We start from the raw sequence: 13532 nt of genomic DNA, 5'->3' as shown, positions 1-13532 counted from the left end.
GCCGCAGAGTGATCACCGGACGACCAACTGTGTGTCAGCTGTGGAGATGTGACCGGGTGCGAGTAGGTTGCACCGTCGGGATGTGACCAATCTCGCACCAGAAACAGCGGAGATGGGAGACGGAGCCGGATGGTCTCAGCAACGGTGGGCAGGAGTGCGGTGCTCGTGGCGGTCGTGCTGTCACTCGTCGCGGTACCGGCACAGGCGGCGACCGGGGAGACGCACGCGCGGACGGCCTCCGGACTGCCGGCACCCGACACGGCGGGCCTGCGAAGCGTGCTGCGCTCGGCGGTCGCCCAGGGCGCGCCCGGCGCGATGGCGCGCATCGACGACCACGGCGCCTTCCACACGGAGGCACAGGGCTACGCGGACCGGAGCACCCGGCGGGCCATCGGCACCGGCGACCGCTTCCGCGTCGGCAGCGTCACCAAGACCTTCTCGGCGGTCGTCCTGCTGCAACTGGCCGACGAGCACCGGCTCACCCTGGACGCCCCGGTCAACCGCTATCTGCCGGGCCTGCTGCCCGACGACCGGATCACGGTGCGGCACGTCCTGAGCCACCGCAGCGGCCTGTACGACTACACGAACGACATGTTCGCCCAGTCCGTCTCCGGCTTCGAGGCGGTGCGCAACAAGGTCTTCACCTACCGCCAGTTGGTGAACCTGTCCCTCGGGAAGCCGCTCACCAACGCGCCCGGCGCCGCCTACTCGTACTCCAACACCAACTTCGTCGTCGCCGGGATGCTCATCGAGAAGATCACCGGCCACGCCGTGCGGACCGAGTACGAGAACCGCATCTTCAAGCCGCTGAACCTGCGCGACACCTTCTACGTCCACCCCGACAGGAAGATCCCCGGCCGGTACGCCCGCGGCTACCTCACTCCCGACACGGCGGGCGCGGCCCTGGTCGACGCGACCGAGCAGACGGCCTCGTGGGCGCAGAGCGCGGGCGCCATCATCTCCAGCACACGGGATCTGAACACCTTCTTCTCCGCCCTGCTCGGCGGCCGTCTGACCTCGTCCGCGCGCCTGGCGGAGATGGAGCGCTGGACGCGGGTCAACAGCACGACGGCGTACGGCCTCGGGCTGCGGCGCCGCGACCTGTCGTGCGGGATCTCGGTGTACGGCCACACGGGCGCCGTCCAGGGCTACTACACCTACGCCTTCACCACCAAGGACGGCGGGCGCAGCCTCACCGCGCTCGCCAACACCTCCAACAACGGCACCGTGCTCGACACCATGGCGGGCACGCTGGAGTCGGCGTTCTGCGGCAAGCCGGCGAAATCGCCGCGCGGCTCGGCGGTGGGCGAGCGGCGCGGCTCGGCAGTGGGCGAGCAGCGCGAGGACATCGAGCCCTCGACGACACGCGACTGAGACGGCCCGGGGAACCGGCTTGCCCCGCCCGGACGTTGCAGGGAGGTGACTCCCGAGCTGGTTCCCGGGGGCAATCTGCCCCTGCCGGGCGGCACGCTGACCCTGCGGGTGCCCGGCCCCTTCGACGTGTCCGCGCTCATCACGGGTGAGGACGGCAGGGTCGGGGGCGACGCCGACTTCGTGTTCTACAACCAGCCGGCCGCCCCCGGCGTCCGGCTGCGCGGTGACACGCTCACCGTCGAACCGGCACGGCTGCGCCCGGGTGCCGTACGCGTCACCGTGGCCGTCAGCGCCGCCGAGCCCGGCACACCCCTGGGCCGGCTGCCCGCGTCCACGCTGCATGTCACCGATGGGCGGGGCCGCGCGGTCGCCCGCTTCGCCCCGCCACGCCCGCAGCGCAAGACCGTGCTGCTGCTCGCCGAGATGTACCGCCGGGGCACCGGCTGGAAGCTGCGCGCGATCGGGCAGGGGTACGCCGACGGGCTGGCGGGGCTGGCCCGGGACTTCGGGGTGGACGTCACCGAGGACTCGCCGAAGTCACCGGCGCCCGACCCGGAGGGCGTCCTGGGCCTCGTCAACTCGGCCCGAGCGCAGGCCGGTTCCCCGCCCGTCCTGTTCGACGCCCGCCTGGTCGCCGCCGCGCGGGGCCACGCCCGCGCGATGGCCGCCGCCGGAGGCCTGGCCCCCGAGAGCCAGGACGGCACCTCGGTCCACCAACGCATCACGGCCACCGGATACGCCTACGCCACCGTCGGCGAGCACCTGGTCTCCGGCCCGCGCACCCCCGCCGAGTTCGTGGCGTACTGCCTGCGCACCGACCAGGCTCGGCGCACCCTTCAGGATCCGGCCTTCACCCATGCCGGTCTGGCGCATGTCATCGGTGACCGCACGGGCGACACGTACTGGACCGCCCTGTGGGCCAGGCCCCTCGCCGCGGGCGATCTGGCGCGGGCCTGCGCCGAGGTCGTCGGGCTCACCAACGCGGAGCGCCGCGGGGCCGGGCTGCCCCCGCTGACCGCCGATCCGCTGCTCACCGCCGCCGCCCAGGCACACAGCGCGGACATGGTGGCGCGCGACTTCTACTCCCACACCTCGCCCGAGGGTTCCCGGCCCTGGGACCGGGCCGCCGCCGCGGGCTCGGCCCGGCGCACGATCGGCGAGAACATCGCCTGCGGCCAGCGCACCCCGGCCGAGGTGGTGGACGACTGGATGAACAGCCCCGGCCACCGCGCCAACATCCTGAAACCCGCCTTCACCCACATCGGTGTCGGCTTCGGCGGCGGTGGCCGGGCCGGCACCTACTGGACCCAGCTCTTCGGCGGCTGAGGAACCACTGTCCGTGATCTTGGCGGAACGACACCCTCCGGGACACCATGCCCGCATGAAGGGTGATCTCTTTTCCAGTGAGCACATGGTGCAGCCGGCCGTGGCGCCGGGCATGTCCGTCGAGAACGCGAAGTGCCTCAAGTACACCGTGAACGGTGAGATGTTCGCCCGCCAGGGTGCGATGGTCGCCTATCGCGGCAGCCTCAAGTTCGAACGCAAGGGGCAGGGCGTGGGCGGCATGCTCAAGCGTGCGGTCACCGGCGAGGGGCTGCCCCTCATGGCGGTGCGCGGGCAGGGCGAGGCGTGGTTCGCGCACGAGGCGCAGAACTGTTTCGTCGTCGAGGTGGAACCCGGTGACGAGTTCACCGTCAACGGCCGCAACGTCCTGTGTTTCGACGCCTCGTTGTCGTACGAGATCAAGACGGTCAAGGGCTCGGGCATCGCCGGGGGCGGCCTGTTCAACAGCGTCTTCACGGGGCACGGCAGCCTCGGCCTGGTCTGCGAGGGCAACCCGCTGGTCATACCGGTCTCGCCGCAGCAGCCGGTGTACGTCGACACGGACGCGGTGGTGGGCTGGACCGCGCACCTGCAGACCTCGCTGCACCGCTCGCAGTCCATCGGGTCGATGCTGCGCGGCGGGTCCGGGGAGGCCGTCCAGCTGATGCTGCAGGGCGAAGGGTACGTCGTGGTCCGGCCGAGCGAGGAGACGCCGCAGAAGGCGCAGCAGCACTGACGTACTGCGGAGTGACCTGCGGAGTGATCTGCGTCTCGGAAGCAACCCCTCCGCTCGCACCGGCGTCTTGATCCTCAACAAGGCGATGCCCCGGCCCTTGGGGCCGGGGCATCTTTCCGACGGACTATACACACCATGTATACGCAGAGTGCATACGTGCCATGTATACACCCCGCGTATAGATCCGCGTACAGAAAGGCATCCATGTTCGGCAAGGCTTTCGCCCCGGAGTACCAGGGCACCCTGACCACTCTGTCCGTGAACTCCTCCCTGGTCGACGTGCTGGCCGCGGGCACCGAGCAGTTGCGGGAGGCCGAGCGGGCCGGGCGGCGCGACGAGGCGGCGCGCTGCGGGCTCGCCGTCGCCGAGGCGCACCGGCGGCTCGGCCAGGTGCGGGACGCCGACCGGGCGTGGAAGGCGAGTTACCGCGCCGCACGCGAGGCCGGGGACACGGCGGCGATGGCGTGGGCGCTGTGGAGCGGCGGCACGCTGGCCCGGCAGCGAGGCGCGTTCCCGCTGGCCTGGCGGCTGCTCGGACTCGCGGCCGAACTCGGCGAGCGCGGCGGCGACATCGTCGTACGGGGTTACTCGCTCGCCGGCCTCGCGGAGACCGGCCGCATCCAGGGCGACTACGAGGCCGTCGGCCGCCTGCACGAGCAGTTGCTGGCCGAGGCCCGCAAGCGGGGCGAGGCACGGCACACGGTGTGGGCGCTGGAGGGCATCGCGCAGATGCACCGCAACACCGGTTCCCACGACACGGCGTACGCGATGTTCGAGGAGGCGGCGGAGATAGCCGCGCGGGCCGACGACCGGCGCGGCCACGCCTGGGCGCTGCGCGGACTCGCCGACATCGTCTCGGTGCGCGACAAGAACACCGGCAGGGCACTGGAGCTGCTGTCGGAGGCGGAGGCGACCTGCCGCGCGATGAACCTCACCAGCGCGCTGGCCTACAACCACAAGATGCGCGGCAACGTCTTCTACCGGGCCGGTCGTTACGCCGAGGCCCGGGAACTGTACGAGCAGGCGCTCGACGAGTTCCGCACGATGGGCGAGCCGCGCGGCGAGGCACTGGCCCGGCTCGGCCTTGCCAAGTCGCGGGCCCGCCTCGGCCGCGACAGCGTCGAGACGGCCGCCGAACTGGCAGACCTGGCACGGACGTTGGAGGGCAGCGGACTACGGCACGCGCGGCAGATGGTGGCCCGGGCCCAGGAGGAGCTCGGCCTCGTCGAGACGGAGGCCGCACGATGACGGCGCTCCCCTCGACGGTACAGGCGCCCCCGTCCGCGCCCCGGATCCTCGGCCGCTGCCGGGAGTTGGTACGGCCCGCGCTGACGGAAGCCGTGGAGCGGCTGCACCCCTGGGTGGGTGAGATGGCGGCCTACTCCTTCGGCTGGTGCGAGGTCGGCGGCGCGCCCGCCGTGGCACCGGGCGGCAAGGGCGTACGGCAGGCCTTCGCCGTGCTCGGGGCAGAGGCGGCGGGCGCGCCCGGACGGACCGGCGTCACCGCGGCGGTCGCGGTGGAACTGGTGCACGCCTTCTCGCTGCTGCACGACGACATCATGGACGGCGACACGGACCGGCGCCGCCGCCCGACCGTGTGGAAGGCGTACGGCACGGGACCGGCGGTGCTGGCCGGGGACGCCCTGTTCGCGCTGGCCGTCGAGACCCTCGCCACCGCTCCCGGCGGGGCGGCGGGCGTACGGCTGCTGTCCACGGCCCTGGCCGACCTGGTGCGGGGGCAGGCGGACGACCTGCTGTTCAGCACACGGCCCTGGACCGGGCCGGAGCGGGTGCGGCCGGAGGAGTACCGGGCCATGGCGGAGCACAAGACGGGTGCGCTGCTGGGCTGCGCGGCCGCGCTGGGTGCCGCGCTCGGCGGCGCTCCCGAGTCCACCGTCGCCGCGCTGGACCGGGCCGGGCGGCATCTGGGGATCGCCTTCCAGGCGGTCGACGACGTCCTGGGAGTGTGGGGCGACCCGGCCGTCACCGGCAAGCCCGTGCACGGTGATCTGCGCGAGCGGAAGAAGACGTACCCGGTGCTCGCCGCGCTCTCCTCCCCCGCCGCCCGGCACCTCCCCGCGCTGCTGGACGCCGGCGAGACCGACGCGGCGGCCGCCCTGATCGAGGAGTGCGGCGGTCGCGCCGCGGCGCTGGCCGAGGCCCGCCGCCACACGGCAGCCGCGGAGTCCGCGCTCGCCGGGGTGCCGCTGGCCGCCGGGGCCGCGGGCGAACTGCGGTGTCTGCTGGACTTCCTGGTGCGCCGCGACCTGTGAGGCCGTGACATCACCGGCACTCGGATGTTTACCCTCGGTTACCTGCAGGTCGAGGCGAGGAAATACGCCGTTTTCCAGAAGTCGGCGGTGCCCGGGGCCGGTTGAATAAAAGGAAAGAAGCGCACCGGAGTTGCAGATCCATTGAACACTCCCCCGCGCGCCCTGCGTACCTCTGGGAAAGACGAGGCAGGGGTTTCTGCGAGGGATGACCATGGTCAAGGCGCACGTCTCCGGAGAAGAATTGGTCGCCGGGAGGTATCGGCTCCTGGAGGTCGTCCACCGTGAGGCGAACCGGGTCTGCTGGTACGCCGAGGATCTGGAGGTGGAGCGGCCCCGTCTGGTGTCGCAGGTCGCGCTGCCGGACGGCCCGGCGGAGGAGACCGTGCGCCGGACCACCGCCCGCATCCTGCGCACCTCCGAGCTCATGGCGGTCGTCCGGCCGGGGCAGGTGGCCATGGTGATCGACGCGATCGAGGAGTCCGGCACGCTGTGGACCGTCACCGAGTGGATCGACGGTACGCCGCTGGGTGAACTCCTCACACAGCAGGGCAGGTTCGACCATGCGCGCGCGGCCCGGATCGGCCTGGAGCTGCTCGACGTGCTGGAGGCCGCGCACCGCGAGGGCTTCACGCACGGCGAACTCAGTCCCGGCCAGGTGTTCGTGCGCGACCAGGGCCCGGTCGTGGTCACCGGCTTCGGACTGGCGGGCGCGACCCTGGCGCCACGGGTCACGGCACCGTCGTACGCCGCTCCGGAGCAGGCCCGCGACGAACCCGTCGGACCGGCCGCGGACCTGTGGGCGCTGGGCGCGATCCTCTACGCGATGGTCGAGGGACGGCCGCCGTTCCGCGACCGGGGCCGGCCCGACGCCACCCTCAAGGGAGTGGACCGGCTGCCCCTGCGCACCCCACTGCGCGCCGGACCGCTGGCCCAGGTCGTGCAGGGACTGCTGCGCAAGGACGCCCAGGAGCGGCTGCCCCGGCCCGCGGTCCGCGAGGCCCTCAGCCGCGTCCTCGCCGACGACACCGACACGGACCTGGAGCCCGCCCCCGTGCCCCGGTTGCGCGGCGCCTACCTCACCGCCCTGCGCACCGGCCGGGGATGGAGCCGGCGGACCATGGTCGCCGGAACCACGCTGGCCGTCGTGACCGTGTCCGCCGCCGTACTCGCCGCGACCCACGGGCTCCCCGGCACCGACAGCGCCGACACGGCGGGAGCGGCACCGCAGCCGTCCGCCACGGCCACCCCCACCGGCAACCGCACCGACGACAACGCCTCTCCCTCTCCCTCTCCCTCTCCCACGCCCAGCGCGACCACGGCCACCCCCACCGCCACGGCCTCGCCCTCCCCCTCGGCCACCACGGCCGCCCTGCCGGCCGGCTACCGCCGCTACACCGCCCCGGAGGGCTTCTCGGTAGCCCTCCCCACGGGCTGGAAGCGGCTGAACACCGCCCGCGCGGACGCCGCCTACCGCGTGACGTTCGGTCCGGGCGGCGACGACCCGCGCACGCTGGCGGTCACCTACAGCGAGGACGCCGGCCCGGACCCGGTCGCCGTCTGGCGGGACGACGTCCAGCCCAACCTGGCGCGCCAGGACGGCTTCCAGCGGATCGGCGCCATCAAGGCGACGACGTACCAGGGCTACAAGGGCGCGGACATGGAATGGTTCTCGGGATCCGGCAGCGCCCGGCTGCGCACCTTCGGCCGCGGCTTCCTGATCGGCGGCCACCACAGCTTCTCGCTGCGCTTCACGACCCCGGCCGACGCGTGGGACACCGCCGCCGACCGGCTGGCCCTGAAGACCTTCCTGCAGACGTTCCGGGTACCGAAGAGCTGAGTCCGCTCCCCGAGCGCCGGCGGACCGCTTTCGATCCGGCGGCCCGCAGACCCGGACCGTATGGTGCAGTCAAGCGCGCCCACGGGCAGTTCCGCCGGTTCGGCGGCGGCCGGAAGGTCAACGCGGAGCTGCCCCACCCGGTCGGCGAAGAGGCTGCTGCCCGCGCTGCGCGACGCCTTCGGCCGAGCGCCGGACCGCTCCGGGAGGGAGGTCCCGGGAGGACGGCGAGGAGAGCCGTGCCGCGCGGCGCACGAGGAAATCGGCCCGACGAGTGAGCAACTTGCGCCCGGGACGGGTACTAGAGGGCCCTACGTCGATTGTTCTCGGAGGCCCCCGCGTGAACCCCTTCGTGCACAAGACCCTGGCCGTGCAGCTCCAGGCGGGCGGCACGGACCGCTTCTCCGTGCTCGCCCATCTGACGTACGACGCCGACGACCCGTTCGCCGTCACTGCGGTGTTCGCCCACGACGGCCATGTGCTGGCCCGGTGGCGGCTGGACCGGGAGATGCTCGCCGACGGCCTGCGCGGACCGGTCGGAGTCGGGGACGTGCGGTTCCGTCCGGTGGCCACCGGCATGTGGCAGGAGCTGCGCATGGAGTTCCTCGGCGACGTCCGGCCCGACGGCAGCCGCCACCGCGCGGTGGCCTTCGCCTGGGCTCCCGCGGTCGCCTCCTTCCTGAGGGAGACCCGGGAGGTCGTGGCGCCGGGGCAGGAGCACGTCCGGGTCGACGACGTCCTCGCGGAGATACTGGCCACGGGCTGAGTAGCCGTACTCATGTCCCGCAGATCCGCCGGCACCACGATGGGCCTCCGACGACAAGGAGCCCGCCATGACCGCAGTGCACCCCGCCCCGCGCCGCGCCGCCCGCCCGACCCTGCCCGTCCTGCTCGCCGGGGTGGTGGTCGTGGGGATGGCCCTGTCGGCATGGGGCGCGCGCGACCGCACGACCTGGTTCCTGGAGACGGTGTGGGTGCTGATCGGGCTGCCGCTGGTGGTCCTGACCTGGCGGCGTTTCCCGCTCACCGGACTGCTGTGCGGCCTGCTGGCCGCGCACGCGCTGGTGCTCGCGGTGGGCGGCCACTACACCTACGCCCAGGTGCCGGCGGGCGACTGGGTGCGCGACGCCTTCGGCCTGGCCCGCAATCCGTACGACCGGTTCGGCCACCTCATGCAGGGCTTCGTCCCGGCCGTCCTGGTCCGTGAGCTGCTCAGCCGCACCTCGCCGCTGAGCGGCCGCTGGCTGGCCCCGCTGACCGTGTGCGCCTGCCTGGCCTTCAGCGCGTGCTTCGAGCTGCTGGAGTGGGCGGCGGCCGAGATCGGCGGGCACGGTGCGGACGCCTTCCTCGCCACCCAGGGCGACGTGTGGGACACGCAGTGGGACATGTTCTGCGCCCTGATCGGGGCCACGCTCTCGCTCGTCCTGCTCAGCCGGGTGCACGACCGGCAGCTGGCGGCGCTGCGGGACACTCCTCAGCGGCTCGTGTGACAGCGCCGCACCCACAGCGGCAGCCCGTACCAGCACGTCAGGTACCAGGCCACCACGGCCGCGACCAGCCAGGGCACGAAGCCGTCATGGGTGGCCACCCGGAGGATCAGCAGCAGTGAGGCGGTCATGGTGGCCAGCAGCAGGACGAGCCCGGCGAAGGTGAGCCGGGACGCCAGCCGCACCGCCCGGGGCTTCACCCGCCGCCCGGCCACCAGCCGGTGCAGGGACACCGGCCCGATGAGGGCGCCGGTGGCGCAGGAGCCCAGTACGACGGTCACGATGTAGATGATCTGGTCGGCGTGGGACAGGTCGTCGTACTTCGGGGTGAAGACGACGGTGAGCAGGAAGCCGAACAGGATCTGCACGCCCGTCTGGGCCACGCGGACCTCCTGGATGAGGTCGGTCCACATCCGGTCGGCGCGCTCCGCCTCGGTCTCGTCGCGGCCCGTCCGTCTCGCTTCCACGCTCATGCCGTGCGGGTAACCGCGGCGCCGATCGCTCAAACGAGAGGGGCCGCCGGGAGCGGCGGGGCGGCTGCTCCCGGCGGTACGCGGACTACCAGCGGTTCTCGACCTGGTCCTTGATGCGGCGGTCGTAGAGCTCCCGGATCGCCGTGACCGTCTCCTCGGGCAGCGCCGGCAGTCTGGCGGCGGCCGCGTTGGCGCGGGCCTGTTCCGGCGAGCGGGCGCCCGGGATCACGGTGGTCACGCCGGGCTGCTCGACGATCCAGCGCAGGGCCAGCTGGGCCGGGGTGCACCCCTCGGGGGCGAGGGCGGCGAACTCGGCGGCCGCCTCCACGCCGGTCCCGAAGTCGACGCCGGAGAACGTCTCCCCCTGGTCGAAGGCCTCGCCGTGCCGGTTGTACGTGCGGTGGTCGTCGGCGGCGAAGACCGTGTCCTTGGTGTACTTGCCCGACAGCAGGCCGGAGGCCAGCGGCACCCGGGCGATGATGCCGACGCCCGCCTCCCGGGCGGCCGGGAGCACCTCGAGCAGGGGCTTCATCCGGAACGGGTTCAGGATGATCTGCACGCTCGCCACGCCCGGCCGGGCGATCGCGGTCAGCGCCTCCTGGCAGGTCTCCACGCTGACGCCGTACGCCGCGATGCGTTCCTCCTCGACCAAAGTGTCCAGGGCGTCGAACACCTCGTCCGAGGAGTAGACGGGCGTCGGCGGGCAGTGCAGCTGCACCAGGTCGATGCGGTCGACGCCGAGGTTGCGGCGTGAGCGGTCGTTCCAGGCGCGGAAGTTGTCGAGGACGTAGTTCTCCGGGATCTGGTCCACCCGGCGGCCCATCTTCGTGGCCACCAGCACGTGCAGGTCCGGCCTGCCGCCGAGGAAGGCGGCGATGGTCTGCTCGCTGCGCCCGTCGCCGTACACATCGGCCGTGTCGAAGAAGGTCACCCCCGACTCGGCCGCCGTCTCCAGCACGGCCAGGGCCTCCTTGTCGTCCACCTCGCCCCAGTCGGCGCCCAGCTGCCATGTGCCGAGGCCGACGACCGATGCCCGCTGTCCCGACCTGCCGATTACACGTTCGTCCATGCCGTCAGTCTGTCATCCACCACGGCCGGACACGGAACGGACCGCTCCGGTCCCTCCCCGCTGTCCTGCGTGCCGGTCCGCGCCCGGTCAGGGCGTCAGCTGTGCCTGCACGAGAGGGCCGTAGCGGTCGGCGATGTCGTCGGTGGGGGTCTCGCGCAGGTGGGGGCCGCGTGCGACGCCGTACATCGCGCCCAGGCCGATGAGAGCGGCGACGGCGAGTTCGGCGCGCAGGCCCGGGTCGGGGCCGGTGAGGCGGTCGGCGAGGCGTTCGGTCACCTGGGCGCGGAAGTTGGCGCGGACCTCGTCGCCGTGGTCGCCGTGCAGGGGTGCGAAGGCGATGCGCAGCAGGGGGTCGGTGCCCAGCTCGCGCTGGCTGTGCACGACGTGCCGGACCATGTGCCGGCCGAGTTCCTCCAGGGGCGCGTCCAGCAGGGCGTCCGCGTCGGCCTCGAACGACATGACGCGGGCGAAGAGGGCGTCCTTGTTGCCGAAGTACTTCAGGATCAACGGCGGGCTGACACCGGCGCGTTCGGCGACGGCCTTGAGAGTGATGTCGGCGCGGGCGTTTCGGGCGAGGAGGTGGCGGGCCGCCTTGAGGATGGCCGCCTTGGTCGTCTCGGCGTCCCGGCGGCCGGGGGAGACGGCGGGTGCGCCGGATGGAGTGCTCACGGCACTCATGCTCCCTCCATCGCCCCGTCGCGCGCGCCCCGGGTGCGGCCGCGGGCCCGTCGCGTGTCGTCGGGCCCGGAGTCGCCCGGGATGGACAGCGCCGCAGCGCTCGCGGCCAGGGCGACCGCGCCCGCCATGGCGAATGCCAGCAGATAGCCGTGCAGGGTGGGCACCGGGGCCCCGCCGACGACGCTGGTGTGGTGCACGAGTACGGCGGCGACGGCGGCACTGGACGTGGCCTGGCCGATGGTGCGCATCAGGACGTTGACGCCGTTGGCGGACGCGGTCTGCCCGGCCGGGACCGCGCGCAGGATCAGGGTGGGCAGTGCGGAGTAGGCGAGCGTGGTGCCGGTCGCCACCACCGTGGCGCCGAGGATGATCATCCATAGATCGCGGCTGTCGGCGATGCGCACCGCGTAGCCGCAGGCGATGACGGCGGCGCCCAGGGCGAGGGTGATCCGTGGCCCGCGGGCCGCCGAGATACGGGCGGAGACGGGCGAGAAGAGCAGCATGGTGACGCCGCCGGGCAGCAGGCACAGGCCGGTGGCGACGATCGACAGTCCGAGTCCGTACCCGGTGGCCTCGGGCGCCTGCACGAGCTGGGCCGTGACCAGGGAGTTGGCGTAGAAGGCGAAGCCCGTCAGCAGGGCCGCCACATGGGACAGCCCCACCCGGGGGCGGGACACCAGCCGCAGGTCGACCAGGGGCTGAGCGGTGCGCAACTGCTGCCACCACCACAGGGCCAGGACGACGACCGCGCCGAGGAGGAGACCGAGCACACGGGGGCTGCCCCAGCCCCACTGCCCGCCCTGGGACACCCCGAGCAGCAGACACGTCAGCCCGGCGGCCAGCCCGAGCGCGCCCAGGACGTCGAACCGGCCCGGTTCCCTCACGGGAGACTCCTCGACCGCCCACCACACGGCCGTCACGCCCACCGCGCCGAGCGCGCCGGTCAGCCAGAACATGGTGTGCCAGTCGGCGTACTGGACGACCAGCGCGGCCAGCGGCAGGCCGAGTGCTGCGCCGACGCCGACGGTGGAGCTCATCAGCGCGACCGCCGAACCGCGCCGCTCGGGCGGCAGTTCGTCCCGCAGGATGCTGATCGACAGCGGGACGACGGAGGCGGCGGCGCCCTGCAGGGCGCGGGCGAGGATGAGCACCCCGATGTCGGAGGAGAGCGCGCACATGACGGAGCCGGCGGTCATCAGGCCGAGGGCCGCCATCAGCACGCGCCGTTTGCCGTACATGTCGCCGGCCCGGCCGAGCACCGGGGTGAGGACGGCACCGGACAGCAGGGTCGCCGTCACCATCCAGGAGACGGTGCCCGCGGAGGCGCCGGTCAGCCGGGGCAGGTCCGGCAGCAGGGGGACGACGACCGTCTGCATGACGGCCATGAGGATGCCGCCGAACGCCAGGACCGGAACCGTGGGCCGGCGGCGGGTCGGGGCGTCGGGTATCGGGGCGGGCTGGTCCATCGGCACTCCGGCGGGGGACGCGAAAAAGTGGTGAATGGCAATTCACCTTAGCCGGTGAATTGCCATTCACCCAAGCCCCGCCGCCCGAGCCCCGGCTTGATCGCGGCCACGGCGGCGCGGCACTCGAACCGGCACGGCGCATCGAGCGAATCGCGCCAGTTTGGCGGGGTGAGCCGCGCCACTCGGACGGGCGCCGTTCGCGAAAGATCACCCGGAACGCCCTCGCGACGACAAGGAATTGCCCCTTCCGGGGACGAGGGGACCCACCTCACAGCAAGATCATCTCTATTTAATCTTGTATGACATGTGACCGATTGTCCGGATCCGAGCCAACCGACTCGGGGCGATTTCTCCCGCTCTCGGACGGACCGATAGGCATGCCGGGTCATCACCCGAACGCACCAGGAGGTCCCGCATGCCGGAACTCAGCCGTCGCCGCGCGCTCACCGCCGCGGCCGCCCTCGCCGCGGTCGCAGGAACCCAGTCGCTCACCGCGCCGATTGCCTCGGCCTCGGCCGCCGAGCACCACCACGGCTCCCCCGACTCCTTCGACGAGGTCTACAAGGGCCGCCGAATACAGGGCCGTCCGGCGGGTATGGGCGGTCACCACCACGAGCACGGCGGCGGGTACTCCGTGTTCGTCGACGGGGTGGAGCTGCACGTGATGCAGAACGCCGACGGCAGCTGGATCAGCGTCGTCAGCCACTACGACCCGGTGCCCACGCCCCGCGCCGCCGCCCGTGCCGCGGTCGACGAGCTGCAGGGCGCCAAGCTCCTCCCGTTCCCCGCCAACTGACCGCCCCCGCAAGGACATCCGGA

The 13532-nt window shown here is 72.7% G+C and carries 13 protein-coding genes; 9 read left to right on the top strand and 4 right to left on the bottom strand.

The annotated features are described in order from the left end of the window. The first annotated feature begins 129 nt into the window (after positions 1-129). The 8 genes from ACIPSA_RS29275 (at position 130) to ACIPSA_RS29240 (ending at position 9030) form a co-directional block, all read left to right on the top strand. A complete protein-coding gene (locus ACIPSA_RS29275) occupies positions 130-1374 on the top strand; it encodes a serine hydrolase domain-containing protein (RefSeq protein WP_402639670.1) in 1245 nt (414 codons plus the stop codon). Positions 1375-1419: 45 nt separating this feature from the next. Then, a complete protein-coding gene (locus tag ACIPSA_RS29270) occupies positions 1420-2700 on the top strand; it encodes a CAP domain-containing protein (RefSeq protein ID WP_402639668.1) in 1281 nt (426 codons plus the stop codon). 55 nt (positions 2701-2755) lie between these two features. Beyond that, positions 2756-3433, top strand: a complete 678-nt coding sequence (locus ACIPSA_RS29265; RefSeq protein ID WP_402639666.1) for an AIM24 family protein — start codon at positions 2756-2758, stop codon at positions 3431-3433. 204 nt (positions 3434-3637) lie between these two features. Beyond that, complete coding sequence (locus ACIPSA_RS29260; RefSeq protein WP_402639664.1) at positions 3638-4681, top strand: tetratricopeptide repeat protein; 1044 nt, start codon at positions 3638-3640, stop codon at positions 4679-4681. Then, complete coding sequence (locus tag ACIPSA_RS29255) at positions 4678-5706, top strand: polyprenyl synthetase family protein (protein ID WP_402639663.1); 1029 nt, start codon at positions 4678-4680, stop codon at positions 5704-5706. The genes ACIPSA_RS29260 and ACIPSA_RS29255 overlap by 4 nt, the downstream gene beginning before the upstream one ends. Before the next feature lie 205 nt (positions 5707-5911). Further along, positions 5912-7543 (top strand): serine/threonine protein kinase, encoded by a 1632-nt coding sequence (locus ACIPSA_RS29250; protein ID WP_402639661.1) that lies wholly within the window; start codon positions 5912-5914, stop codon positions 7541-7543. 337 nt (positions 7544-7880) lie between these two features. After that, a complete protein-coding gene (locus tag ACIPSA_RS29245) occupies positions 7881-8306 on the top strand; it encodes an SsgA family sporulation/cell division regulator (protein ID WP_402639660.1) in 426 nt (141 codons plus the stop codon). Between the two features lie 67 nt (positions 8307-8373). After that, entirely contained in the window at positions 8374-9030 is a 657-nt protein-coding gene (locus ACIPSA_RS29240) for a DUF2238 domain-containing protein (protein WP_402639658.1), read from the top strand. Here ACIPSA_RS29240 and ACIPSA_RS29235 read toward each other — a convergent pair. The 4 genes from ACIPSA_RS29235 to ACIPSA_RS29220 form a co-directional block, all read right to left on the bottom strand. Then, entirely contained in the window at positions 9015-9500 is a 486-nt protein-coding gene (locus ACIPSA_RS29235) for a DUF6328 family protein (RefSeq protein ID WP_402639656.1), read from the bottom strand. The two genes, ACIPSA_RS29240 and ACIPSA_RS29235, sit on opposite strands and share 16 nt — an antisense overlap. Positions 9501-9585: 85 nt before the next feature. Then, on the bottom strand, positions 9586-10569 hold the full coding sequence (locus ACIPSA_RS29230; RefSeq protein WP_402639654.1) for an aldo/keto reductase: 984 nt from the start codon (positions 10567-10569) through the stop codon (positions 9586-9588). Between the two features lie 87 nt (positions 10570-10656). Continuing rightward, complete coding sequence (locus tag ACIPSA_RS29225; protein ID WP_402639652.1) at positions 10657-11247, bottom strand: TetR family transcriptional regulator; 591 nt, start codon at positions 11245-11247, stop codon at positions 10657-10659. Further along, on the bottom strand, positions 11244-12713 hold the full coding sequence (locus ACIPSA_RS29220; RefSeq protein WP_402639650.1) for an MFS transporter: 1470 nt from the start codon (positions 12711-12713) through the stop codon (positions 11244-11246). The genes ACIPSA_RS29225 and ACIPSA_RS29220 overlap by 4 nt, the downstream gene beginning before the upstream one ends. A gap of 415 nt (positions 12714-13128) precedes the next feature. Here ACIPSA_RS29220 and ACIPSA_RS29215 point away from each other — a divergent pair, with 415 nt between their 5' ends. After that, positions 13129-13509, top strand: a complete 381-nt coding sequence (locus ACIPSA_RS29215) for a tyrosinase cofactor (RefSeq protein WP_402639648.1) — start codon at positions 13129-13131, stop codon at positions 13507-13509. The last annotated feature ends 23 nt before the right edge of the window (positions 13510-13532 follow it).

The organism is Streptomyces sp. NPDC086549 (assembly GCF_044746205.1).
Taxonomy (GTDB): domain Bacteria; phylum Actinomycetota; class Actinomycetes; order Streptomycetales; family Streptomycetaceae; genus Streptomyces.
The sequence above is the reverse complement of the archived record's forward strand: the minus strand, read 5'-3'. Positions and strand labels throughout refer to the sequence as shown.

What these genes read in the sequence shown, in the direction of transcription:
- ACIPSA_RS29220 (WP_402639650.1), bottom strand. Translation starts at nt 12,713, where the DNA reads ATGGACCAGCCCGCCCCGATACCCGACGCCCCGACCCGCCGCCGGCCC.
- ACIPSA_RS29250 (WP_402639661.1), top strand. Translation starts at nt 5,912, where the DNA reads ATGACCATGGTCAAGGCGCACGTCTCCGGAGAAGAATTGGTCGCCGGG.
- ACIPSA_RS29225 (WP_402639652.1), bottom strand. Translation starts at nt 11,247, where the DNA reads ATGAGTGCCGTGAGCACTCCATCCGGCGCACCCGCCGTCTCCCCCGGC.
- ACIPSA_RS29240 (WP_402639658.1), top strand. Translation starts at nt 8,374, where the DNA reads ATGACCGCAGTGCACCCCGCCCCGCGCCGCGCCGCCCGCCCGACCCTG.
- ACIPSA_RS29215 (WP_402639648.1), top strand. Translation starts at nt 13,129, where the DNA reads ATGCCGGAACTCAGCCGTCGCCGCGCGCTCACCGCCGCGGCCGCCCTC.
- ACIPSA_RS29265 (WP_402639666.1), top strand. Translation starts at nt 2,756, where the DNA reads ATGAAGGGTGATCTCTTTTCCAGTGAGCACATGGTGCAGCCGGCCGTG.
- ACIPSA_RS29235 (WP_402639656.1), bottom strand. Translation starts at nt 9,500, where the DNA reads ATGAGCGTGGAAGCGAGACGGACGGGCCGCGACGAGACCGAGGCGGAG.
- ACIPSA_RS29255 (WP_402639663.1), top strand. Translation starts at nt 4,678, where the DNA reads ATGACGGCGCTCCCCTCGACGGTACAGGCGCCCCCGTCCGCGCCCCGG.
- ACIPSA_RS29230 (WP_402639654.1), bottom strand. Translation starts at nt 10,569, where the DNA reads ATGGACGAACGTGTAATCGGCAGGTCGGGACAGCGGGCATCGGTCGTC.
- ACIPSA_RS29275 (WP_402639670.1), top strand. Translation starts at nt 130, where the DNA reads ATGGTCTCAGCAACGGTGGGCAGGAGTGCGGTGCTCGTGGCGGTCGTG.
- ACIPSA_RS29260 (WP_402639664.1), top strand. Translation starts at nt 3,638, where the DNA reads ATGTTCGGCAAGGCTTTCGCCCCGGAGTACCAGGGCACCCTGACCACT.